Source organism: Tropicimonas aquimaris, from assembly GCF_042676185.1.
Classification (GTDB): Bacteria; Pseudomonadota; Alphaproteobacteria; order Rhodobacterales; family Rhodobacteraceae; genus Tropicimonas; species Tropicimonas aquimaris.
On record NZ_JBHTJT010000058.1, the window covers coordinates 1 to 22,585 of the forward strand.

Annotated in this window: 19 protein-coding genes; 4 read left to right on the forward strand and 15 right to left on the reverse strand. The window is 65.0% G+C overall.

The features are described 5' to 3' along the window. Nucleotides 1-32: 32 nt before the first annotated feature. Nucleotides 33-1,367 (reverse strand): sulfatase-like hydrolase/transferase, encoded by a 1,335-nt coding sequence (locus ACFQ2S_RS23085; protein WP_386078612.1) that lies wholly within the window; start codon nucleotides 1,365-1,367, stop codon nucleotides 33-35. Nucleotides 1,368-1,837: 470 nt separating this feature from the next. Between ACFQ2S_RS23085 and ACFQ2S_RS23090 the strand changes: the two genes are divergently transcribed. Next, a complete protein-coding gene (locus ACFQ2S_RS23090; RefSeq protein WP_386078614.1) occupies nucleotides 1,838-2,389 on the forward strand; it encodes a winged helix DNA-binding protein in 552 nt (183 codons plus the stop codon). 159 nt (nucleotides 2,390-2,548) lie between these two features. Here the strand turns inward: ACFQ2S_RS23090 and ACFQ2S_RS23095 are convergent, their stop codons facing one another. Genes ACFQ2S_RS23095 through ACFQ2S_RS23105 form a run of 3 tightly spaced genes read right to left on the reverse strand, consistent with a single transcriptional unit; the run spans nucleotide 2,549 to nucleotide 5,408 of the window. After that, complete coding sequence (locus ACFQ2S_RS23095; protein WP_386078617.1) at nucleotides 2,549-3,859, reverse strand: TRAP transporter large permease; 1,311 nt, start codon at nucleotides 3,857-3,859, stop codon at nucleotides 2,549-2,551. A gap of 4 nt (nucleotides 3,860-3,863) precedes the next feature. Next, nucleotides 3,864-4,388, reverse strand: coding sequence for a TRAP transporter small permease (locus tag ACFQ2S_RS23100; RefSeq protein WP_386078619.1), 525 nt, complete (start codon nucleotides 4,386-4,388; stop codon nucleotides 3,864-3,866). 57 nt (nucleotides 4,389-4,445) lie between these two features. Continuing rightward, nucleotides 4,446-5,408 (reverse strand): TRAP transporter substrate-binding protein, encoded by a 963-nt coding sequence (locus ACFQ2S_RS23105; protein ID WP_386078621.1) that lies wholly within the window; start codon nucleotides 5,406-5,408, stop codon nucleotides 4,446-4,448. Between the two features lie 196 nt (nucleotides 5,409-5,604). On the opposite strand from ACFQ2S_RS23105, the gene ACFQ2S_RS23110 reads away from it, so the two are divergent. From ACFQ2S_RS23110 to ACFQ2S_RS23120, 3 genes are read left to right on the forward strand one after another with little or no spacing between them, the layout of a single operon-like run. Then, nucleotides 5,605-6,300 (forward strand): 5-oxoprolinase subunit B family protein, encoded by a 696-nt coding sequence (locus ACFQ2S_RS23110; RefSeq protein WP_386078624.1) that lies wholly within the window; start codon nucleotides 5,605-5,607, stop codon nucleotides 6,298-6,300. Then, nucleotides 6,297-7,307, forward strand: coding sequence for a 5-oxoprolinase subunit C family protein (locus ACFQ2S_RS23115; protein WP_386078626.1), 1,011 nt, complete (start codon nucleotides 6,297-6,299; stop codon nucleotides 7,305-7,307). Before ACFQ2S_RS23110 ends, ACFQ2S_RS23115 begins: the two co-directional genes overlap by 4 nt. A 2-nt stretch (nucleotides 7,308-7,309) precedes the next feature. Then, entirely contained in the window at nucleotides 7,310-8,080 is a 771-nt protein-coding gene (locus tag ACFQ2S_RS23120; RefSeq protein ID WP_386078629.1) for a LamB/YcsF family protein, read from the forward strand. A gap of 198 nt (nucleotides 8,081-8,278) precedes the next feature. On the opposite strand, the gene ACFQ2S_RS23125 is transcribed toward ACFQ2S_RS23120, so the two are convergent. The 11 genes from ACFQ2S_RS23125 to ACFQ2S_RS23175 all read right to left on the reverse strand — a co-directional run bounded on the left by ACFQ2S_RS23125 (nucleotide 8,279) and on the right by ACFQ2S_RS23175 (nucleotide 22,553). Next, nucleotides 8,279-9,997 carry a dihydroxy-acid dehydratase gene (locus ACFQ2S_RS23125; protein ID WP_386078632.1) on the reverse strand — a complete coding sequence of 573 codons (1,719 nt, stop codon included), beginning with the start codon at nucleotides 9,995-9,997 and terminating at the stop codon, nucleotides 8,279-8,281. Nucleotides 9,998-10,006: 9 nt separating this feature from the next. Then, complete coding sequence (locus ACFQ2S_RS23130) at nucleotides 10,007-11,455, reverse strand: NAD-dependent succinate-semialdehyde dehydrogenase (protein WP_386078634.1); 1,449 nt, start codon at nucleotides 11,453-11,455, stop codon at nucleotides 10,007-10,009. A gap of 11 nt (nucleotides 11,456-11,466) precedes the next feature. Continuing rightward, entirely contained in the window at nucleotides 11,467-13,362 is a 1,896-nt protein-coding gene (locus ACFQ2S_RS23135) for a thiamine pyrophosphate-dependent enzyme (RefSeq protein WP_386078637.1), read from the reverse strand. Continuing rightward, nucleotides 13,337-14,869, reverse strand: coding sequence for a tripartite tricarboxylate transporter permease (locus tag ACFQ2S_RS23140; RefSeq protein ID WP_386078640.1), 1,533 nt, complete (start codon nucleotides 14,867-14,869; stop codon nucleotides 13,337-13,339). Before ACFQ2S_RS23140 ends, ACFQ2S_RS23135 begins: the two co-directional genes overlap by 26 nt. A gap of 55 nt (nucleotides 14,870-14,924) precedes the next feature. Continuing rightward, nucleotides 14,925-15,440 carry a tripartite tricarboxylate transporter TctB family protein gene (locus ACFQ2S_RS23145; RefSeq protein WP_386078643.1) on the reverse strand — a complete coding sequence of 172 codons (516 nt, stop codon included), beginning with the start codon at nucleotides 15,438-15,440 and terminating at the stop codon, nucleotides 14,925-14,927. Between the two features lie 3 nt (nucleotides 15,441-15,443). Beyond that, nucleotides 15,444-16,415 (reverse strand): Bug family tripartite tricarboxylate transporter substrate binding protein, encoded by a 972-nt coding sequence (locus ACFQ2S_RS23150; RefSeq protein WP_386078646.1) that lies wholly within the window; start codon nucleotides 16,413-16,415, stop codon nucleotides 15,444-15,446. A gap of 117 nt (nucleotides 16,416-16,532) precedes the next feature. Beyond that, nucleotides 16,533-17,465 carry a sugar phosphate isomerase/epimerase family protein gene (locus ACFQ2S_RS23155; protein ID WP_386078648.1) on the reverse strand — a complete coding sequence of 311 codons (933 nt, stop codon included), beginning with the start codon at nucleotides 17,463-17,465 and terminating at the stop codon, nucleotides 16,533-16,535. An 88-nt stretch (nucleotides 17,466-17,553) separates the two neighbouring features. Then, complete coding sequence (locus ACFQ2S_RS23160; RefSeq protein WP_386078650.1) at nucleotides 17,554-18,573, reverse strand: xanthine dehydrogenase family protein molybdopterin-binding subunit; 1,020 nt, start codon at nucleotides 18,571-18,573, stop codon at nucleotides 17,554-17,556. Continuing rightward, nucleotides 18,570-20,447: a molybdopterin-dependent oxidoreductase gene (locus tag ACFQ2S_RS23165; RefSeq protein ID WP_386078653.1), complete on the reverse strand. Its 1,878-nt coding sequence runs from the start codon at nucleotides 20,445-20,447 to the stop codon at nucleotides 18,570-18,572. Before ACFQ2S_RS23165 ends, ACFQ2S_RS23160 begins: the two co-directional genes overlap by 4 nt. Continuing rightward, nucleotides 20,440-21,357 (reverse strand): FAD binding domain-containing protein, encoded by a 918-nt coding sequence (locus tag ACFQ2S_RS23170; RefSeq protein WP_386078656.1) that lies wholly within the window; start codon nucleotides 21,355-21,357, stop codon nucleotides 20,440-20,442. Before ACFQ2S_RS23170 ends, ACFQ2S_RS23165 begins: the two co-directional genes overlap by 8 nt. 32 nt (nucleotides 21,358-21,389) lie before the next feature. Next, on the reverse strand, nucleotides 21,390-22,553 hold the full coding sequence (locus ACFQ2S_RS23175) for a zinc-dependent alcohol dehydrogenase (RefSeq protein ID WP_089235352.1): 1,164 nt from the start codon (nucleotides 22,551-22,553) through the stop codon (nucleotides 21,390-21,392). Between the last annotated feature and the right edge of the window lie 32 nt (nucleotides 22,554-22,585).

Below are 22,585 nucleotides of genomic sequence, written 5' to 3' on the forward strand. Positions count from 1 at the left end.
AGATGGAACCAAGGCGGGTCATGCACTAACAATCAAACCGGACCAGTCAGATCAGGCTCCCCAGCCCGAGCTTCTGTCTCGAGTGCTGTACGCATCTGACCGAGCAGTTTCTGATACCCGGGGTCGTCCGACACGTCTTCGCCGAAAACCTGCCCCCCGTTGAGCGGGAACATTTCCTCTTCTCCGGAGAGATAGAGGTTATAGCGCGCCTTCTCGGTACGCAAAGAAAGCGATCCGTAGAGTGAGGTTATGACCCCGTGGCGCGAAAACTCCGCGTTTGGATCCGTCATCAATGGCGAAAGGTCAACACCATTGCCATTGAGCGGCGCGGGAATGCCCGTAAGACCCGTCAAGGTTGGCCAGATATCGAGGGCGCTTGCAGGCGTCGAAACCCTCGCGCCGGGTGTCCCGATATCCGGGTCAACCACGACAAAAGGAATGCTTGCAGCTTCTTCGTATAATGTGGGTTTCCCCCAAAGATTTCTGTCCCCAAGGTGCAAACCATGATCGGACCAGAGAAGGACTGTGGTGCTGTCCCAAAGCCCGGTATCTGTCATTGAATCGAGGATTCTACCTATCTGAGCATCAGCGTAACTTATGGCAGCAAGATAGCCGTGAATGAGGTTTCGCCATGTCTCATGGCTGTCTCCCGTAATTGCGTCGTGGCGAAAGCCAGAGCGGTTTATTACAGTTTTAAGGTATTCCGGCAGGTTCTCGAGATCATCCCCAACCCCATCGGGAAGGGCAATGGCGTCCGCATCATACAGATCAAAGTACTTCTCCGGTACGTCCCACGCTTTGTGTGGCTTCAGTATTCCCACCGAGAGAAAGAAAGGTTCCTGAGCAGTCAGGTCTCCAAGAAAAGCTGACGCCCATTGCGCGGTTCGGTAGTCGTAGGTATCGCTTTCCGGCACGGGGCTTCCATAATAAACTTCGCCCATTCTATCGGTTTGATTGACATAGCCGCCTGAATTGTCGGACATTTTCAGAATTGGCGAAAGGTAGGATCTACAGCCTTCTCCATCTTCGCCATGAAACAACTTTCCACGTGCTGCCGTATACCAGCCAGCGTCGCATGCCTGGCCAATCAGAGTCTCTTCCGCAGGAGCGACATCCATCGCTTGCGGACCCCAATTCGTATGAACCCCGGTCTCGAAAGGACTCCGTCCGGTCAGAACTGCGGTGCGCGAAGGAACGCACAAGGGAACCACCGTGGAAGCGTTCTCAAAGGTCACGCCGCGCTGCATGAGTTCATCTATTGCCGGAGTAAGGATTGGAACGCCAAATGCATCCCGATAACGCACGACATCGAGCATGTCGTCGATTGTGATCAGTAAAACATTCTTCTTACCGGTTCGGGTTGACATAGCCACCTACCCGATCAAATCCAATTCCAGTCTATCTTGAATACTGGCTGCGGAGCATGATCTCGATCATTTGGCACGCACTGAGGACAGCGCCCATGGATAGCCGGCAGGCGGTACTTCTTATTTTCTGCGAGTTTGAAAGTTGAATTCCGGTAGTCCCGCCCGTGCCTGTATCGTGTCGGAAATCTTTCTGGATACAAGGGTTTCCGCTGGCTCCGTTGCACAAATCCGTTGCGGGATTCGTGTCATCCAGCGTGGTGGCTGGATGACATGAGCAGACCCACGAAGATCGTTGACCTCCGACCTTGAGGATCCCTGTGTCGGCCTCTTCGGGATCTGCCCGGAAGTTCGTGACGCGTGATCAGGCGGGGGGGGGGGGGGCGGATTTCGTGGTCCAGACATTCGGAAAGCTTCAGGGAGCAGTCACGACCCTGTGCTTATCCCTCGCCATTTGATCCAACATCGGTAACATGTCAGCGAAATACCAACGATATCTGGATTTGACCGTGACCAGTTCTGCCCCCCGCCGTATCGTTTCTTCCCGCCATCTCGCCGAAGGCGAAGGCTGGGAGATGTCGGAATTCGAATACGGCATGATTATCGTCCACAATGCTTTCAACCGCTGGATGCAGCGCTGCATGACGGCGGCCGGCGGTGCGGATCTGGGGCCGCTGGACATTCTCGTCCTCCACCACGTGAATCATCGGGACCGAGAGAAGCGCCTGTCCGACATCTGCTTCCTGCTCAACATCGAGGACATGCACACAGTGAATTACGCCCTGCGCAAGCTGATGAAGGCGGACCTTCTGATTTCCGAGAAGCGTGGCAAGGAAGTGTTCTACAGCGCCTCGCAGGAGGGGCAGCAGCTATGCGACCGATATCGGGAGATCCGGGAGCAATGCCTGCTCGAACCGCTCCTGCAAGGTGGAATCGATGGGGATCAGTTGCGCGCTGTCGCGTCCTTTCTGCGCACGCTTTCCGGGCAATACGATCAGGCAAGCCGAGCGGCTGCGTCACTCTGAGACCGTCACCCTTCCGCCGGCGATGGTGGAGGATGCTACGTCGCGTCTGCTGTCCCGATCACGGGTTCAACGCTGACGCGGCGTTCGTCAAGCCGGAGAGACCTGTGTGCACGCCCCACGGTATGCCGGTTGGCCGGTGTGCGACCGGCCACACGGGCTTCAGTTGCCCATAGCGTTCGGCAACATGGTCACGATCCCGGGGAAGACCGTGATCAACAGCAGCCCCAGCATCAGCAGCAGGAAGAAGGGCAGCGCGGCCCTGGCAACGCGCAGGATGTCCTGTCCGGTCAGCCCCTGAATGACGAAGAGGTTGAATCCCACGGGCGGGGTGATCTGGCTCATCTCCACCACGAGCACGAGAAAGATCCCGAACCAGAGCGGATCGATCCCGACGGCCTGCACGATGGGAAGAATGATGGACGTGGTCAGCACGACGACCGAGATGCCGTCGAGGAAACAGCCGAGCAGCACGAAGAATACCGTCAGCACCGCCAGCAGCGCGTTGGGCGACAGGTCAAACGTGCCGATCCAGGCGGCAAGGTTGCGCGGAATGCCGGTGAAGCCCATCGCGATGGCGAGAAAGCCCGCCCCGAACAGGATCAGAGCGATCATGCAGGAGGTGCGCGTGGCCGACATCAAGGCCTCGACGAACTCCTTGCGCCCGAAGCTCCCGGTCATGATAGCGAGGACGGTTGCAAGCACCACGCCCACGGCGGCGGCATCGGTCGGCGAGGCAACTCCGGTATAGATCGTCCCGATAACGCCGATGATCAGCAGCATCACCGGCAAGAGGCGCCGCGAGGCGACGATCTTTTCCCGGAGGGACATGGTGTCGTCCTCTTTCGGGATCGAGTCCGGCGCCATCCAGGCGCGGACCATCACATAGCCGCCGAAGAGCGCGACCAGCATCGCGCCGGGCAGAATGCCTGCGATGAAAAGACGGGCGATGGATTGCTCGGTGGCCACGCCATAGACGATCAGGATGATCGAGGGCGGGATCAGGAATCCGAGCGTTGCGGAGCCGGCCAGCGTGCCGAGGATCAGGCTTTCGGGATAACCTCGCTCCTTGAGTTCGGGCACGGACATCCGCCCGATGGTGGCCGCCGTCGCGGCGGAAGAGCCCGAGACGGCGGCAAAGATCGCGCAACCCAGCACGTTCACATGCAGGAGCCTCCCCGGCAGGCGCGTGAGCCAGGGGGCGAGGCCGGAGAACATGTCCTCCGAAAGACGTGACCTGAGAAGGATCTCCCCCATCAGGATGAAAAGCGGCAAAGCGGCAAGAGGCCAGGAATGACTGTGCCCCCAGAGCGTGGTGGCCAGCACCAGACCGGCCGGCGCGTTGGAAAAGGCCACGATGGCGACAAAGGCCATGATCATCAGCGACAACGCCACCCAGACACCCGCCGCCAGAAGCGCGATCAACAATGTCAGAAGGATGCCGAAGATGACTGGATCGGAAAGCTCGGCCATCATGTCACTCCGATCCGAAATCGATGACAACCGGCGCGCGGTTGCGAATGGACTGGATGAGCGTATCGACGAGCGCCACCGTCAGCAGGCCCAGCCCGACAACCATGCTGAGTTGCGGAATCCAGAGCGGCACGGGGATCATGCCCGGAGAGGTGTCGCCGTAATGCCAGCTCTCTGCCAGCAGCAGCACCGAGAACCACGTGGCATAGCCGATGATCCCGGCGCCGAGCGCCAACGAAAGGATCTCGGCGATCCACTGACCCCGCTCGGGCAGACGCGACACCAGCAGGTTCACCCGGATATGGGCGCCCGCCCGCAGCGTGTAGGCCATCGCCAGGAAGCTTGCGGCCGCCAGCGCGAAACCTGCGAAGTCGGCATAGGAGGGGATGGTGAAGGAGAGCGCCGGCCCTCCGATGCGCGCAAGGATGTTCAGCCCGACCTGGGCCGACACGAGCAGGCAGATTGCCAATATGCTGAGCGCGGCCACCCCGCCGGCGGCGGAATAGAGCACATCGAGGAATCGTCGCATGCAGGGCTCTCCCGGATGGAGAGAGGCCCCCCGCATCGCCGCGAGGGGCCGCTCGGATCAGTTGTTGTAGGCTTCGAGAATGGCCTTGGCCTCGTCGGAGGCCGTCTCGTTCCACTTCTCTAGCATGGCCTCGCCAATGGCCTGAAGACCGGCGACGAGTTCTTCGGAAGGCTGCACGATGGTGATGCCGTTCTCTTCCATGACCTTGGTCTTTTCAGCGGCTTCCGCCTTGGACATCTCCCAGCCCCGGGTCTCGGCAGCGGCGGCAGCGGTCAGAACGGCTTCCTGCACCGCGGGGTCGAGCCCATCGAAGACGCGCTGGTTCACCACCACGATGTTCTTCGGCACCCAGGCGTCGATGGCGGTGTAATGGGTCACGAAATCCCAGGCCTTGGAGTTGGCGCCGGTGGAGGGCGACGTGATCATCGCCTCGACCTGGCCGGTGGAGAAGGCCTGCGGAATGTCGGCGGCCTCGACCTGCACCGGGGCAGCCTTGGCGAGTGCGGCGAACTCTTCCAGCGCAGCATTGTAGGCGCGGAAACGCAGACCAGCGAGGTCGTCAACGGCCTTGATCTCGCCATTGGTGTAGAGACCCTGAGCCGGCCACGGCACCGAGAAGAGCGGCATCAGGCCTTCCTTGGCCAGAAGTTCGGTCACCACCGGCTTCTGCGCTTCCCACAGCCTGGCCGCGTCGTCGTAGGAGGTGGCGACGAACGGCTGGCTGTCGAGGCCATAGGCGAGATCGTCGTTCGAAAGGCGCGACAGGAAGAACTCCCCGATCGGAACCTGGCGCGAGCGGACCGCATTCTTGATCTCTGCATGAGGGAAGAGCGAGTTGGCCGAGTGTACGGTGATCGCGAGCGCGCCATCGGTGGCCGCGGCGACGTCCTCGGCAAAGGTGCGGATGTTCTGGGTGTGGAATGTTGCGTCGCCATAGGGCGTCGGCATGTCCCATGTCTCGGCGCCGACCGGGGCGGTAATCGCCATTGCGGTCAGGGCGGCGGCGGTAAACCTGATCATCTTCGTTCTCTCCTGCTGGGTCACCCGGCATGTCCGGGCTGTTATCGATTCCAATACGAACAATACGTTGACAATTTTCAAGCGTTTTGCACAATAATGATCCCAGACTTCCCGGGAAATCGACAAAAAAGTGCAAAGAAATTCATCAGCCACCGAAGCAGTCGGCCGAGAATCGGGCTTTCCGCAGATCTCCCCTTTGGGGGTCGATGGCCTGCTGGTGCGGTTCGCGGACAGGTTCGAGGATTCCGCCAACCGCGCAGCCCTCGCGTTCAGGCCCGTTGCCGACGCGCTGGACGCCGTTCACGAGACCTCTACCTCCCTGGGCGCCGTCTATCTTCGTTTCGATCCCCATTCCGTGCCACATGCCACCCTGACGGCCCGGCTGCAGACCCTGCTAGCGGAGCGCGACTGGTACAGCGCCCCCTTGCCGGCCAATCACCGGATCTGGCGCATCCCGACGATCTATGGCGGGGCTTTCGGCCCCCAGCTCGACGCCGCCGCCGATCTGGCCGGAACCGATGCGGACACCGCCATAGAAGAGCTTTCCACGACCCGCCTGCGGGTCATGGCAATCGGCTTTGCACCGGGCTTCCCCTATCTCGGCCAGCTTTCGGACCGCTGGAATCTGCCTCGCCACAACGACCTGAAAACCAGTGTGCCATCCGGCGCGCTATGCCTCGCGATCCGGCAGTTCGTGCTCTTTTCTGCAAATAGCCCGACGGGCTGGCGTCACATCGCCACCACCGCCTTTCGCGGCTTCCAGCCCGATGCGGCCGACCCTTTCCCACTGCAACCCGGGGACGAGATTTCGTTTCCCGCTGCTGCAGCGCGCGATTTCGAGAGCCTGTCGGCAGCCCTGAACGGAGGCGCAACCTGCGAGCCGGCCCAATGAACCGGCTGATCCTTCACCGCACCGGCCCGGGCACCACCGTTCAGGATCTCGGGCGACCCGGTTATCTGGCCCAGGGACTGTCCCGCGGTGGGGCTGCCGATCCGGTGGCGCTGGCCGAAGGGGCGGCGCTGCTGAACCAGCCACCTTCCCTCGCAGTGCTCGAAATCATCTCGACCGTGGAGGTCGAGGTCGCAACGCCAACGTGGATCGCGCTCACCGGCGCGCCGAAGCAGACCAGCCGCGACGGCGAGACCCTGGTCTGGAACGCCAGCCATCTGCTGAAGCCTGGCCAGCGCCTGCACCTTGGCGCGGCGCGCAAGGGGAATTTCGCTTATCTGCATCTGGCCGGCGGGATCGACACGCCACCTCTCGTCGGTGGCCGCGCCGCACACATGGCTGCGGGACTGGGGGCGGCGCTGACCGAGGGGACGCACCTGCCGCTGGGCGCCGCCCCGGACCATGTCCAACGTGCCCAGGCCTTGCACACCGAAGACCGCTTCGATGGAGGCGAAATTCGAGTGCTCCGCGGCCCGCAGACCGGTCTCTTTTCGTCCGAAGTCCTGGACCATTTCCTTGCTACGCCCTTCACCCGCACCGCGTGGGGCAATCGACAGGGTGTGAAGCTTGGCCATGAGGGCGAGGGCTTCCGTCCCGCCGAGGGGCTCAACCTGGTCTCGGAGGTCATCGTGCCGGGCGACATCCAGGTGACGGGCGACGGCACGCCCTTTGTGCTCGGGCCGGAATGCCAGACCATCGGCGGTTATCCACGGATCGGCACGGTTGTCCCCGCTGACCTGCCAAAAGTCATGCAGGCCACGCCCGGAGCGGGTCTGCGCTTTCGTTTCGTCGATCTCGAAGAGGCCCTGGCATCTCACCGGGGGATCGAGACCATTCACGAGATCGCCCTTCACGATCTGCGTGGTCAGGAAACCGATCTCGACAGCAGACTGATGGCCTACAATCTCATCTCGGGCGTGGCCACCAACGTTTTCGACCATGAGGACTGATCGTGAAACGAAAAATCGATCTCAACGCAGATATGGGCGAGGGCTTCGGGCGCTGGAGCATCGGCGACGATTCTGCCCTGCTTGAACACATCACCTCGGCAAACATCGCCTGCGGCCTGCATGCAGGCGATCCGGACGTGATGGCAAAGACGATGCGCGCCGCGCTGAACAAGGGCGTAAATCTGGGAGCTCATCCGGGTTTTCCGGACCTCCAGGGCTTCGGCCGCCGGCGGATGAAACTGCCCGAATCCTCGCTGCGCAACATGATCCGCTATCAACTCGGCGCAGCCGACGCGATGGCCCGTGCGGAGGGCGGCCGGCTGCGACATTTCAAGCTGCACGGGGCACTCTCCAACATGGCCTCGGAAGATACCGCCCTCGCCCGCGCCTGTTACGAAACGGCGCTCGATTTCGACCCCGATCTCGTGATCCTGATCCTGCCGCTCACGGCCATGGAAGAAGCGATGCAGGCGCTTGGCGGCAACTGGGCGGGGGAGATCTTCGCCGACAGGGCCTATAACGAGGATGCAACGCTCGTGGACCGCTCCCAGCCCGGCGCTATGATCCATGACCCCGTGGAAGCGGCCGCGAACATGGTGTCGATGGTCCGTGAGCAGGCCATCATCTGCGCTTCGGGAAAACGCCTGCCCTGTCGGATCGACACGATCTGCGTGCACGGTGACACCCCGGAGAGCCTGGAGATCGCCCGCACCGTGCGTGCGCGTCTGCAAGCCGAAGGAAACGAGGTTCGTCCGCTTTTACCTGATAGATGACCTGCCGCAGGTTTCTTGAACGCGAAGACATGTCCGTGACCATGAAACTGGACAATAAACATGACGAGACGGATCTGCAGAGCGGACCCTGCAGATTCGATCCATCGGTGTGGCGTTGAACCGCCCGCCGATGCCGGAATGGTCCGCTTCGCGGCGAGACGAGCGAGGTCTCGGCAGCAGTCGCGGAACCCTGCACGGCTAGCCCTTTGGCCGCGCCTTGAGAAACCCGAAATCGCAGCCCTCGTCTGCTTGAAGGACCTCGGAGGCGTAGAGCCAGTCGTAGCCACGGCGTTGGTCGAGCGGCACGGTCTCCGGGCGCCACTCCGCCTTGCGCCGGTCCAGTTCCGCGTCGTCGACCAGCAGTTCGATCCGCTTCTCGCTGACCGAGAGCCGGATGCGGTCTCCCGTCCGGACGAGCGCCAGAGTGCCGCCCACCGCCGCCTCGGGCGTGACGTGCAGCACGATTGTGCCGAAGGCGGTGCCGGACATCCGGGCGTCTGAGATCCGGATCATGTCTTTCAGCCCCTTTGACGAGAGCTTCTTGGGGATTGGCAGGTAGCCGGCCTCCGGCATGCCCGAGGCGCTCTTGGGGCCCGCGTTCTGCAGCACCATGATGTCGTCCGCGGTGATGTCGAGATCCGGGTCGTCGACACGGGCGGCGAGATCGGCCAGCGAGGAGAAGACGACCGCCCTGCCTTCGTGCTCGAACAGCGTCTTGTCAGCGGCGGAGCGCTTGAGGATCGCCCCGCGCGGCGCGAGGTTGCCGAAGAGCGCGACCAGCCCGCCCTGCGGCTCCAAAGGCGCGTCGGCGGAGGCGATCACACGGCGATCCACAAAGCCTGGGTCCAGTTCCAGCCGATCGCCCAGGGTCTCGCCCGTCACCGAGATCGTATCGAGATGCAGAAGCGGCTTCAGTTCGCGCAAAACGGCGCCTACGCCCCCGGCGAAGAAGAAATCCTCCATGTAGTTCTCGCCCACCGGCTTCAGGTTCACCAGCACCGGCGTCTCGTCGGACAGCGCGTTGAGCCGCTCCAGCCCTATGTCGATCCCCAGCCGCCCGGCCACGGCCGTCAGGTGGATGATCGCATTGGTGGAGCCGCCGAGGGCCAGCAGGACCCGGATAGCGTTCTCCACCGACTTCGCGGTTATCACCTCGCTCGGGCGGATCGGGTGATCGATCATCCGGGCGGCAGCCAGGCCCGAGGCTTCGGCCGCGCGCAGGCGGTCGGCATGAACCGCCGGGATCGCCGCCGTGCCGGGCAGCGACATGCCGAGGGTTTCGGCGATGCAGGCCATGGTCGAGGCGGTGCCCATAACTGCGCAGGTGCCGGCGGTCGTCGCCAGCCGGCCCTCGATGTCGTTAATCTGCTCGGTGCTGATCTCTCCGGCGCGGTACTTGCCCCAGAACCGGCGGCAATCGGTACAGGCGCCGAGCCGCTCGGTGCCGTAGCGCGAGGTCATCATCGGACCGGCCACCAGTTGCACCGCCGGCAGGTCGGCCGAGGCGGCTCCCATGAGCTGGGCCGGCACGGTCTTGTCGCAGCCCCCCACCAGAACGACGGCATCCATCGGCTGGGCACGGACCATCTCCTCGGTGTCCATAGCCATCAGGTTTCGGAACTTGAGGCTCGTGGGGTTCAGGAACACCTCGCCGAGCGAGATCGTCGGGAACTCGATCGGCAGGCCACCCCCAAGCAGCACCCCACGCTTCACCGCCTCGATCAGTTCGGGAAAATGCCTGTGGCAGTTGTTGAAGCCCGACGCGCTGTTGGCGATGCCGACGATGGGCTTCTGCAGGACCTCCCGGGAATAGCCCATCGAGGCGGCGAAGGAGTTGCGCAAGTAGACGGAGAAATCCGGATCGCCGTAGTTCGTGAGGCCGCGGGCGAGGCCCCGGCCGGCTTTGGTGTCACTCATGCTCGTCCCTTACTTAACGGCGTTCAGCTTGATTTTGACGTATTTCGGGTCGAGGTAGTCAAGGATCCCGATCGATCCCCCCTCGCGCCCCATGCCGCTTTCCTTGACGCCGCCGAACGGGGCCTCGGCGGTGGCAAGCAGCATCTCGTTAACGCCAACCATGCCGCATTCCAGGTCCTCGTAGGCGCGCGTCGCGACGCCGAGGTTGTTGGAGAAGACGTAGCCCGCCAGCCCGAAGGGCAGCGCATTGGCGCGCTCGATCACCTCGTCATAGTCGCGGAACGGCGTGATCGGCGCGATGGGGCCAAAGGGCTCCTCCTGCATGATCCGCGCCTCGTCCGGCACATTGCCCAGGACCGTTGGCGAGAAAAAGAACCCGCGGTTGATGCCGTCGGGCCGTCCGCCACCGGCCAGCAGGTCGGCGCCGCGCTCGGTCGCGTCGGCGACAAGCTCCTGAACCGTGGCAAGCCCGCGCGCGTTTGCCATCGGCCCCATCTGCACGCCATCGTCGAGCCCGCGGCCGAGCTTCAGGCTGCGGGCGACCTCGGCGAAGCGGTTGGCGAAGCGGTCGTACTGGCTTTCGTGGACGAAGAAGCGCGAAGGCGAGATGCACACTTGCCCGCAATTGCGGAACTTGGTCGCGGCACAGGTCTCGGCCGCGGCCTCGGCATCGACATCGTCGAAGATCAGCACCGGGCCGTGCCCGCCGAGCTCCATCGACACCTTCTTCACGCCGTCGGCCGCGAGGCGCAGGATCTCCTTGCCCACCGGAACGGAGCCGGTCACGGAAACCTTGCGGACGATGGGCGACGCGATCAGTCGCCGGGCGATCATGCCGGAATTGCCGGTCAGGAAGTTGACCGCCCCCGCCGGAACCCCGGCGTCGTGGCAGGCGCGGACCAGCGCCGCGCAGCAGGCCGGGGCCTCGCCCGCCGGCTTGATAATGATCGAGCAGCCGGCCGCAAGCGCGGCGGCAAGCTTGCGCGCCGGCAGTAGTGCCGGGAAGTTCCACGCCGAGAAGGCCGCAACGACGCCCACCGGCTGATAGATCACGGCCATGCGGCTGTCCGCGGTGCGGGCCTCGATGATCTGGCCGTAGATGCGCTTGGTTTCCTCCGAATACCACTCGAACTGGTCCGCTGCGGCGCCGGTCTCGCCCCGCGCCTCGGCAATCGGCTTGCCGGTCTCCAGCGACATCAGCGTCGCGATCTCTTCGAGCCGCTCGCGGATCAGGTCCGCCGCCTTGCGCAGGATCGCGGCGCGCTCCCAGGTGCCTCGCCGGCGCCAGTCGGCGAAGCCCGCCTTGGCCGCATCTAGGGCCGCGTCGATATCGGCTTCCGTCGCTGCTGCGATGGTGCCGAGATGTTCCTCGGTGGCAGGGTCCTGGACGGCCTTGGTCGCCCCGTCGCTCGCCGCCCGCCAGTCGCCTGCGATGAACAGGTCCAGATCGTGATACATGAAAAGCCTCTTCAGATTGTCTGCTGCAGGTAGCGGGACTGGACGTCGTCGACCCAGTTGCCGACGTTCCAGCTGCCATAGGCGCCCATCTCCGAGATCGGATCACGGCCGTTGTAGACGGGGATGTGGACCAGCGAGAGCCCGTCATGGGCATGCGCCGCCTCCAGCGCCGCCCGAAGCTCCTCCGCGCTGTGGCCGCCGTAGACCGCCTTCACTCCCGAGACCGAGCTCGCCATCTGGACGTAATCCACCGCGACGCTGTCGTTGGTGCGGAACTCGACGCCGTATTGCGCGTATTGCAGCCCGGTGATCGCCGCCATCCGGCGGTTGTCGAATAGCGCGATCATGCCCCGGACCGAATGCTCGACCGCGTCGATCAGGATCTGCGGGTTCATCATGAAGGAGCCATCGCCGGTGAAGGCGACACCGTATTTCGGCGCCCGCGCTCCGGCCGCGCCGAGCAACGCCGAGACGGCATATCCCATGTAGGAGGCGCCGGTCTCGGTGAAGGTCTCGAAGGGCGCTTCGTCCTCGACGATCTGGAAGCCGTTGGCCTGCACGTCTCCGGCATCGAAGAACTTGATTGCACCCTGCGCCTTGGCAAAGGCCGAGACCAGCCCGATCGCCGCCGGCTGGGTCAGCACCTCACGCCCCCATGCGGCGTCCATCATCGGCGGGGCAGAAAGGCGCTCTTTCCGGAACGCGCCCCACTCCGCCTTCTTCTCGGCACAGGCGGTGAGCCATGCGCTGCGCTCCGTCGCCGGCGTGGCGGCAATCAGGCGCTCCGCCACCGCCGCGATGTCGCCCGGCAGGGTCACCGTGTTGGCGTAATGGCTAACGTCGTCGAAATCTCCGTTGATGTTGATGACCGCGCGGGCCTTGGGATAACCGACGCCGGAGCAATCCGCCTGGCAGACCCCGCGCGAGCCCGCGAAGATCACCAGGTCCGCCTCCTCCATCGTGAAATTGCCGCTGATCGAGCCCTTGGAACCCCCGACATGCATGTTCTGCGGGTGCCCGTCCGGCAACACGCCGGTCGAGCCCGGCGAGAGGACGACCGCCGCGCCGATGTGTTCGGCCAGCCGGCAGATCTGCGCTGCCGCGCCGCGGGTGCCGCCTCCGGCCTTGATAACCGGGCGCTCGGCGCTCCCCAGCAGCGAGGCCGCCTGTTCGAAGCTGTCCGCATCGGCGGGAGCGAGCCGCGGGATCTCCATCCGGTCGGGCAGCGTGGCGAGGTTGACCTCGGCCTGCTGCGGCTGGGTGTTGATCGGCAGCAGGATGTAGAAGGGCCCCGCCCTGTAGGGGTGATGCACGGTCGCCGTGCCGCGCCGCAGGCATTCGCGCAGCGCCTCCGGCGTGTGGAGAGTATAGGCATGGCCCATCAGCGCGGCGATCCGGCCGAACAGGCCCTGCTCGGGCTTGGGCACCTGCTGCATGTTGTAGCCTTCGCCCCAGGTCGTCTCGTCGCCGTAGATGTGGTAGACGCCGACCCCGTTCGAAGCCGCTGCCAGCGACCCCGCCATCGCCTGAAGCCCGCCCGGCCCGATCGAGGTCACCACCGCCGGCGTTTCGCCATAGACCCAGGCATGGGCGGTGGCGGCATGGGCCATCTCCACCTCGTTGCGGCAGTTGATCACCGAAAGCGCCGTTTCCTCCTCGTAGATCCGCAGCACGTTGCCGAGGTCGGTCGAGCCATGCCCGAAGATCGCGAACCAGGTCCGGACCCCCTGCCGCAGCAGGCCGAGCACCAGCCCTTCGGAGAGCGTCAGCCGTTCCTGCGTCGGCAAGGCGCCGGCGGCAATCGCCTCGGCCGGCCCGCCGGCCGCCACCAGCGCCCGCGCACGCTGCCGCATCGCGGCCAGCTCGGGCGTGTCGTTGGTCTCATTCTGACGAGGTGACTGAAGCATTGCCGTTTTCCTCCGTTCTGCGGGCTTTGAGGGATGCGCGCGTGGCGCGGAGTATCTGGGCCCCGACGATCAGGGCGGTCAGCCCGATGAAGATCACCCCGGGGATCGAGGAGACAAAGACGGTCGGGTCGCCGTCCGACAGGATCAGCGCGGTGCGGAATTCCCGCTCGATGGACGGACCGAGCACCAACCCCAGAATGATTGGCGTCAGCGGGATCGACACCCGCTGCAGCCCGTAGGCCAGTGCGCCAAGCAGCGCGACCATCACCACGTCGAAGACCGAGTTGCGGATCGCGAAGGCGCCATAGGCGCACATGATGATGATGCCCACCGCCAGCAGGTGCGCCGGGACGCGCAGGAGCTGAACGAAGAAGCGGATCCCGAGCAGCTGGATCGCGACAACGCCGGCATAGGCCACAATGATTGCCATGTAGATCTGGTAGATCTCACCCGGGTGCTCGATGAACAACATCGGCCCCGGGATCAGCCCGTGGATCAGCAGGCCAGAGAGCAGGATCGCCGTTGCCGGGTCGCCGGGAATGCCGAGCGAGAGCAGCGGGATCATCGCACCGCCGGTGACCGCGTTGTTGGCGGTCTCGGGAGCCACCACTCCGGCCATTTCACCGCGCCCGAACCGCTCCGGTGTCTTTGACGATTTTTGCGCATGCGCATAGGCGAGGAAGGCCGCGATCGGCCCACCGGTGCCGGGGATCGAGCCGATTCCAGTGCCAAGCAGCGCACAGCGCAGCATCAGCCAGAAGTGCTTGGAAAGGTCCCGCAGCGTCGGCAGCTCCGCCCGCACGTCGGCAATCGCCTCCGGCCGCCGGTCTTCCGTGTAATGGGTCACGAAGGCGTCGATCACATGCGGCACGGCGAACAGCGCGATCATCGCAACCAGAAGACTGATCCCCTGCTGCAAAACGATCGTGCCGAAGGTCAGGCGCTGCACGCCTTCCATCTCGTCGACGCCCACGGTCATGACCAGCAGTCCGAGAACGCCCGCGATCAGGCCCTTGATGAGCGATTTCTGAGCCAGGCCGCAGATCGTCGAAAGGCCGAAGAGCAGAAGGCCGAAGGTCTCGGCGGGGCCGAACCGCAACGCGAGCTTGGCCACCGTGTCGACCGAGGCCACCATGATGATGAGGCTGACTATGCCGCCGAATGCGGAGGCGACGACCGCGGTTCCGAGCGCGAGCGAGGCCTTTCCCCGCCGGGTGAGCTGATAGCCATCGAGCACCGTCGCCGCCGCCGAGGGTGTGCCGGGAATGCCGAGAAGGATCGCCGAGACGGAGCCGCCGGTCATGCCGCCGATATAGGTTCCCAACAGCAGCGCGATCGCAGGCGCTGCCGCAAGCGAGAACGACATCGGCACCACCAACGCCATCGCCACGGTGAAGGTCAGCCCCGGGATCGCCCCGAAGATCACCCCCAGAAGCGACCCTGCGAGAACCGCCAGAAGGGCATCCGGCGCCAGAATGACCTGGGCTGCCGACAGCAATAAGTCCATGTTACAGTCCCGTCGTCATCCGGCCGGCCCCGGGCCTGGGGCCGTGCCGGGAAATTCAGAAAATCGAGATCCAGGATCCCGACGGCATGTAGGCGCCGAGGATCTGGCCAAAGGCGAGCCAGGCCCCGACTGCGATGCCGAGAGCCATGCCGAGCACGAGGAGCGGGCGCCGTTCACCGAGTGGTCCCACCAACGTCACCGCAACGATCAGCGCGGTGGCGGGCACGAAGCCGATCTTGGGCATGAGCCAGCCGAAGGCCGCGATGATCACGGTCACCGTCGCCACCACGCCGAGCCGCATCCGGAGCGAGACCCGGGCCAGCGCATCCTCGTCCGGCTGTTTCTCGCCCAAGGGCGGCTCGTAGACCCCGATCATGCCCTTGAGCAACAGCAGCGCCGATAGCACGGCGAGCGCCACGCCCAGCCACAGCGGAAAGGCCCGCGGCCCCACGCCATAGCCTTCCGGCACCGTCAGCCAGACCGTAACCGTCCAGGCGAGCGCGAAGAGCAACAGGATGCTCCCCGCGATCAGGTCCTGTCGACGTTCGATGACATGGGTCGGCTTGGTCACAGCTTATTGAGCCTTCATGCCGATGCCTTCCATCATCTCGGCGATGATGGCGTCGTCCCGGGCAATCAGGTCGCCAAACGCAGCATGATCGGCAAAATCGATCTCGAAGCCGATGGTCTTGGCCGCTTCCTTGAACTCCTCGCTTTCAGCCGCCGCCTTTGCGGCTGCCTCGAGCGACATGATCACTTCCGGCGGAGTGCCCGCAGGCGCCGCAAGCCCGCGCCACATCGCGATGTCCATGCCGTCGGCGCCGCTTTCGGCGCAGGTCGGAATGTCTGGCAACTGGCTGATCCGCTTGGCCGAGGTGACGCAGAGGATCTTCAGCGTGCCCGCCTCGTGGTGCGAGATGAACTGGCCCGGCCATTGCACCGCCGCATCCAGACGACCCGCGATCAGCTCCACCGGGGCGCGGCCCTGGTCGTAGGGCACATGCACGGCCATGTCGGACAGCCCCTGGGAGGCGAGGATTGCCTCGGTGGTCAGGTGGGTGAACGAGCCCTTGCCGGATGCGCCGACCTTCAGCTTGGTTCCCCTTTCCTTGATGTCGGCCGCCATGTCGGTGAGCGAGTCCCAGCCGGAGTCCGCACGCACCGCGATCGCCGGCACTTCGACGCTGACCTTGGCGATCGGCGCGAAGGCGCTGTAATTGATGTCCATCTGCCCGCCGTGATAGCCGGTGCTGATCGAGTTCGAGTTCCAGACGATGTTGTAGCCATCAGGATCGGTGCTGTTGACATACTGATAGCCGACCGCGCCACCGGCGCCGGCGCGCGACACCGGCACGACCGGCTCCGGCAAGTTCTTGGACATCAGGTCGGCCAGAAGCTGACCGATGGTCTGGGCGGTGCTGCCGAACAGAATTGTCATCTCGACCGGCTTTTCCGGGAACTCGGCGCGCGCCTGGCTGCCGGTTCCGACGAGCCCGACCGCGATCACGGAGCTCAGCAAGGCGGATGTGAGTGTCCTTGTCTTCATATGTGGTTCCTCCCCTTCAATGTGTCCGCCTCCCGGCGGGTTCGGCAGTTTCCCCTGCCAGGTTTGCGGGCCCGCGCCGCCGTCCTCCACGTGGCGCGCGCCCCTGCCTTTCGGCACTTACTCCGGGCGCTGCGACAGCGCCCAGGCATCGCGGATGACGCGCTTGGCATTGGCCAGGATCACGTCGGAAATCTCGCCGGCCAGAACCGGCCGCACCTCGGCGCTGACCATCGGCCGCACGGGCTTGTCGAAGAAGCCGCACTTCCTGAGTTCGCGGAAGAAGGTCACGACCTCGGGCGTGTCGGTCTCGCCGCCCGGCACCCCGAAACGCGGCTGGATGTCGCCGTAAGCCGGGTGCGACTTGTCGCGGAAGACGCAGTTCCCGAGGTGAACCGCGTCGAGGTACGGAGCCAGCATCGGAACCGCCTCTTCGGGCGTCTCGTCCAGCAACGGGAAGTGGCTGAGATCGCTCAGCAGCCCGAAGTGCGGATACTCGGGCCGGATCGCCTTGGCGATGTCGATGCCGTCCGGCGCCGGGCCGATCAGGTTCTTCTTGTCGATGGCGCGGTCGAAGAGCTTCAGGGTGAAGGCCAGACCGTCCTTCTCCTCGGCGGCATAGTCGAGGATCTGGTGCAGCGAGTCGATCAGCAGCTTCTTGGCCTCCTCGCGCTTCTCGTCGCCGGGGTCCTTGCCGGCAATCAGCCGCACGACCTCGGCACCGAGATGCCGGGCCTCGTCGACGGCGGACTTGATCGCCTCGACCGCCTTCATGCGCTCGCCCTTGTCGAAATGGTTCAGGTTGAACTTGTTGGACAGCACCTTGGGCTGGGTCGCATAAGCCACCGACAGGTGGCTCTGATCCAGCAGGTGTCGCGCGGTGTTGCGCACCCGGTAGTCCTTCATCCAGCCTACCTCCACGGCGGTCCAGAACTCGTCCGCGCAGATCTTTTCGAGCGTCTCGACAAGGGGCCCTACCCCCGTCTCGAGCCCAGGAAAGGCCTTGAAGTGAACGATGCCCACTCGCATCGCGCTGTACATCGACGTTTCCATACTGTCTCTCCCCTCCGTACCGATCACCGCAGGTTCACTCCGAACGCCGCGGCAGCCGGTTCTCCTCGCAACTACTCGGGCGCAGCCGCTACTGAGCGGCGATCGCCCCGCCCTCGCGGGCTTCCTTCTCCGCCAGCGCCGCCAGCACCTTCTCGGGCGACGCGGGCAACGACTTGATGCGCACGCCGATGGCATCGTGGATCGCGTTCATGATGGCGGGCGCGGTCGGCACCAGCGCCGGTTCGCCGATCCCCTTGGCCCCGAGCGGGCTGAGCGGGTCGGGATCCTCGACCAGAACCGAAGTGATCTCGGGCACGTCGAGCGAGGTCGGCAGGATGTACTTGGCGAACCCGTGGGTCGTCGTGTGGCCATTGACGGTCTGGTAATCCTCCATCAGCGCCTGGCCGAGGCCCTGCACCACGCCGCCCTCGATCTGGCCCTCGACCCCGCGGGGGTTGATGACCCGGCCGATGTCATGCGCGGCCCAGATGCCCAGCACCTGGACCTCGCCGGTCACCGTATCGACCTCCACCTCCGCCACCTGGGTGCCAAAGACATAGGCCTGCCAGGGTCGGCCGGAGCCATCGACCGGATCCAGCCCGGTGCCGTGGGAGGTAAAATGGCCGGAGCCGACCGGCACCACGCCGCGCTTCTTGCAGATGTCCACCGCCTCGGCCATCGACATGGCGAGGTTGGTTCCCTCGGCCCTCAGGACGCCATCGAAAGCGACCAGCGTCGCGGCCTCGACATCCCAATGGGCGGCGATTTCCGTGAAGAGCTTCTCCCGCGCCTCGCGGCAGGCCAGCGCCACCGAGTTGCCGATCATGTAGGTCTGGCGCGTCGCACCGGCGTGGGCAGCTTCGGGCGAGCGGGCGGTGTCGTTGTCGCCGATCGTCACGTCCTCGGGGCGCACGCCGGTTTCCTCCGCCGCGATCTGGGCAAGAACCGTCAGTATGCCCTCGCCGATCTCGGTCACGCCGGTCACCACCTTGGCGGTGCCGCCATCGTCGAGCTCGGCCCAGGCCCCTGCCCGGTCGACCGTCGCCGTGCGGGCGATGCCGTACCAGCTCGCGGCCACGCCGCGGCCTCGCATCTTGCGCTGCATCATGCCACCTTCTCCTTTCCGCCGGCCGGTCGCTCGAACCGGGCGCCGAGCGTGCAAGGCGCCCGCGTGCCGGGGCCGTTCAGGTCCTTGCGGTCCGGACCACGCATGCCCACGGCGCCGGCTTCCCAGTTGGAGGCGCGCTCGGCGGCCTCCAGTACGCGGTCGATAGAGGCCGACTCGAGCCGTTGCTGGGTGTGGGTCAGCGACCCCGCCCGCATCATGTTCCGCCGCCGGATCTCGAAAGGATCGAGCCCGAGCCGCTCGGCGGCAATATCGATCATGCTTTCGGTCGCGAACTGGGCCTGCATTCCGCCAAAGGTGCGGAAGGCACCCGACGGCGTGTTGTTGGTATAAACCGCACGCGTGTCGACCTGGATATTGTCGACCTCGTATGGGCCGCAGGACAGGATCGCCGCCTTGCGCATAACCCCTTCGGACGACATGCCATAGGCGCCGCCGTCGGAAAGCATCTCGAACTTGATCGCCGTGATCCGCCCGTCTTTCTTGAGCCCCATCCGGTAGCTGACCCGCGACGGGTGCCGCTTGGCCGAGGCGATGATCGATTCCTCTCGGGTGAACACCAGCCGCACCGGGCGGAAGGTCTTCATCGCAGCGAGGGCCAGCATCCCCTGGTAGATCATGTCCTCCTTGCCGCCAAAGCCGCCGCCCACGGGCGACATGATGAACCGCACCTTGTTGATCGGCTTTGCGATGATCTCGGACAGCATGTGCCGGTGGTGGGTGATGTTCTGGCTGGGCGAGATCACCGTGACCACGTCGTCGGCATCGACATAGGCAAGTCCGGCCTCTGGCTCGAGATAGGCGTGCTCGACCTGCTGGGTCGAGAATTCGTCCTCGATGATCAGGTCGGCCTCGGCAAAGCCTTTGTCCACGTCGCCCTTGCGGATCGGGATGTGCTTCACGAGGTTGTCGGGCGCGTAGTCGTGGATCACCGGCGCGTCGGGTTTCATCGCGTCTTCCGGGGCAAAGAGGCCCGGTAGTTCGCGATACTCCACCTTGATCTTCTTCGCCGCCCGACGGGCCAGCGTTTCGGTCTCGGCGGCAACCGCCGCCACCGCCTCGCCGACGTGCCGCACCTTGCCGCGCGCCATGATCGGCTGGTCATGCACGAAGACGCCGAAACCGTCGGTGCCGGGCACGTCCTCCGAGGTGATGACGCAGGCCACCCCCTCCATCGCCTCGGCCTCCGAAGTATCTATCGACAGGATCTCGGCATGGGCATGGGGCGAGCGCAGAACCGCCATGTGGAGCATGTCGGGCATCACCATGTCGCCGGCATACTTGAGCCGCCCGGTGACCTTGGACGGCGCATCGAGCCGCCGCACGTTGGCGCCGATGAACGACTCGCCGGGGCCGTCCTCCTCTAGCGTTGCAGGGCTGGCCTGACCATTCACCACATCGCGGGCCAGTTCCACCGCCTCGATGATCTTGGAATAGCCGGTGCAGCGACAGATGTTGCCACCCATCCGCTCCTTGATCTCGTCCAGGCTCGCCTCCGGCACCTCGCGCAGCACCGAGGTGGCGGCCATGACCATGCCGGGGATGCAATAGCCGCACTGGCTGGCGCCGGTCTTGTGAAAGGCGCGCTGGATCACCTCCAGCGTGCCGGGCCTGGCCAGACCCTCTACGGTCTCGATCACTGTGCCCTGGGCCTTAGCCGCGGGCATCAGGCAGGATTTCACCAGCTTGCCGTCCACGAATACCGAACAGGTGCCGCATTCGCCGGCCCCGCAGCCTTCCTTGGTTCCGGTCAGGTTCAACTCGTCGCGCAGGAAGTCCAGCAGGCGCTGGCCGGGATCGGCCCGGCGCGTCACCTTGCGGCCGTTGACCTGCATGGAGAGATCGATCTCAGGCATTGACAGTCTCCTTGATGCCAGCCGCAGGCTGGGCGCCGCGCGCCCGCTCAACGGCCTCTTCCAGCGCGGCGCGGACAAAGCCCGGCACCACGCGGCGGCGATATTCGACGCGAGAGCGCGAGGCGACGCGGTCGGCTGTGGCTTCAGCCACCTTGGCGATCAGGCCGGCGTCGATCACCTCGCCCTTGAGCCGTTCCTCGACATCCCCGAGGCGCTGCGGCACCGGCCCGACACCGCCGAGCGCGATCCGCACGTCCTCGAACCGAGTGCCGGTCGGGTCGGTCTTGACCAGCGCCGCGACGCAGGCCACCGAGATCACCAGCGAACGGCGCTGCCCGACCTTCTGGAACGAGGCGCCGTAGCCCTCGGCCACGTCGAGCGTCACCGCGCTGACCAGCTCGTTCGGGGCAAGCCGGGTCCGGCCCGGCCCGGTCACGAACTCCGCCATCGGCATGGTGTGGCACATCACGGAGCCGTCGGAGATCCGGCAGAGCTCGATCTCGCCATTGAGTGCAATCACCGGCGGCGTGCCGTCGGCGGCCGGCGAGGCATTCACCAGGTTGCCGGCAAGCGTCGCCTGCTGGCGGATCTGATCATCGGCGAACCAGACCGAGCAATAGGGCATCACCGGCAGCCAGGCCGCCAGAGACGGGTCCTCCAGAAAATCCTGGAAGACCACGTTGGCGCCGAGCCGCACCCGCCCGCCGTGGCGCTCGTAGCCCGAAAGCTCCGAGACGCGGCTGAGGTCGATCATCATCGGCAGGTCGACGTCGCCGGCGCGCCCGTCCCGTGCCCAGGGCAGCACGTCGGTGGCGCCGGCGATCAGCCTCGCGCCGTCCGGCGCACTTTCCCACAGCGCCAGCGCCTCGGCCAGCGTCCGCGGGGTCTCGTATCGTTGGCAAGTCAGCATTCAGCAGCCCTCCTCCGGCTGCCCGGGGCCGCCTATTCGGCGGCCACCCGGCCTTCAGCGCTGTGCTTGTTCTTCACCACCACCTTGATCGCATCCTCGACCCGATCCTTGGCGTAGCGGATGGCTTCCAGCAGGTCGCCCATCTCGAATGTGTGGGTGTGGATCAGCGTCGCGTCGAACCGCTTCTGACGCATGAAGGCCTCGGCCCGGTGCGTCGCGGACTTGCCCTCGCCGCGGATGCCGTAGACGTAGATGTTGTTGCGCACGAGATGCGCCACATCCACCGTCGGCGGCTCGCCGGGGAAGGCAGCGAGGCAGACCTTGCCGCCGCGGTTCACCATCTGGCAAGCCTCGTTGACCGCGTTGGGCGCGGCGGAGCATTCGACCACGTAATCCACGCCGATCCCACCGTTGATCCGCTTCACGGCCTCCACCGGGTCTTCCTTGCGGATGTTGACCACGTGGTCGGCACCGAGCTTCTTGCCGATCTCGAGCCGGTTGTCGCGGGTGCCCGTCAGGATCACCGGCTGCGCCCCGAGCGCCTTGGCCACGGCCACGCCCAGAAGGCCGATCGGCCCCGGCCCGGTCACCACCACGCTTTCGCCGGCGACCAGCCCGCCAAGCTCCGTGAGGCCGTACATCGAGGTGCCCGCGGTCACCACCAGCGTCGCCTCCTCGTCGGACATGCTGTCGTCGACGTGGATCAACGTGTTAATATTGTTGACCTGGTATTCGCAGAAGCCGCCGTCGGTGGTGAAGCCATTGGCCCGATGTCCCTTGTCGACATCGCCGTAGTTCTTTCCGTAGTTGTGGCAGGAGGTGTACATCCCCTGCCGGCAGCGCTTGCACTGGCCGCAGCCGGCGTGGATCTCAACGGTCACCCGCTCGCCGATCTTGTATTCGTCCACGCCCGGCCCGAGCGCCACGACGGTGCCCATGTATTCATGTCCGGGGGTGAAATTCTTGTTGAAGGGCTCGCCGCCTTCGATCTGCGCTGGGGGCCCGTGATAGATGATCTCCAGATCGGTCGCGCAGATCGCCACCGCGTCGATCCTCACCAGCACCTCGGCCTTCTTCGGCACAGGCACCGGCTTGTCCGTCAGCTTCAACTCGCCAGGATCTCCCAGAACCCATGCTTTCATGGTTTCGGGGATCGGATGGCTCGGATCCGTCTTTACGCCTTGAGGCATTGCCATCTGGGTGTCCTCCCTAGATTCCAGTCAGGTCT

Bases quoted from the DNA above. Each gene is read 5' to 3' on its own strand.
- ACFQ2S_RS23115 (WP_386078626.1), top strand. From the start codon at position 6,297: ATGAACCGGCTGATCCTTCACCGCACCGGCCCGGGCACCACCGTTCAG.
- ACFQ2S_RS23130 (WP_386078634.1), bottom strand. From the start codon at position 11,455: ATGTATCACGATCTGGACCTGTTCATCGCAGGCGACTGGCGGGCGGCG.
- ACFQ2S_RS23085 (WP_386078612.1), bottom strand. From the start codon at position 1,367: ATGTCAACCCGAACCGGTAAGAAGAATGTTTTACTGATCACAATCGAC.
- ACFQ2S_RS23175 (WP_089235352.1), bottom strand. From the start codon at position 22,553: ATGGCAATGCCTCAAGGCGTAAAGACGGATCCGAGCCATCCGATCCCC.
- ACFQ2S_RS23150 (WP_386078646.1), bottom strand. From the start codon at position 16,415: ATGAAGACAAGGACACTCACATCCGCCTTGCTGAGCTCCGTGATCGCG.
- ACFQ2S_RS23105 (WP_386078621.1), bottom strand. From the start codon at position 5,408: ATGATCAGGTTTACCGCCGCCGCCCTGACCGCAATGGCGATTACCGCC.
- ACFQ2S_RS23155 (WP_386078648.1), bottom strand. From the start codon at position 17,465: ATGGAAACGTCGATGTACAGCGCGATGCGAGTGGGCATCGTTCACTTC.
- ACFQ2S_RS23100 (WP_386078619.1), bottom strand. From the start codon at position 4,388: ATGCGACGATTCCTCGATGTGCTCTATTCCGCCGCCGGCGGGGTGGCC.
- ACFQ2S_RS23095 (WP_386078617.1), bottom strand. From the start codon at position 3,859: ATGGCCGAGCTTTCCGATCCAGTCATCTTCGGCATCCTTCTGACATTG.
- ACFQ2S_RS23160 (WP_386078650.1), bottom strand. From the start codon at position 18,573: ATGATGCAGCGCAAGATGCGAGGCCGCGGCGTGGCCGCGAGCTGGTAC.
- ACFQ2S_RS23165 (WP_386078653.1), bottom strand. From the start codon at position 20,447: ATGCCTGAGATCGATCTCTCCATGCAGGTCAACGGCCGCAAGGTGACG.
- ACFQ2S_RS23170 (WP_386078656.1), bottom strand. From the start codon at position 21,357: ATGCTGACTTGCCAACGATACGAGACCCCGCGGACGCTGGCCGAGGCG.
- ACFQ2S_RS23090 (WP_386078614.1), top strand. From the start codon at position 1,838: ATGTCAGCGAAATACCAACGATATCTGGATTTGACCGTGACCAGTTCT.
- ACFQ2S_RS23125 (WP_386078632.1), bottom strand. From the start codon at position 9,997: ATGAGTGACACCAAAGCCGGCCGGGGCCTCGCCCGCGGCCTCACGAAC.
- ACFQ2S_RS23135 (WP_386078637.1), bottom strand. From the start codon at position 13,362: ATGCTTCAGTCACCTCGTCAGAATGAGACCAACGACACGCCCGAGCTG.
- ACFQ2S_RS23140 (WP_386078640.1), bottom strand. From the start codon at position 14,869: ATGGACTTATTGCTGTCGGCAGCCCAGGTCATTCTGGCGCCGGATGCC.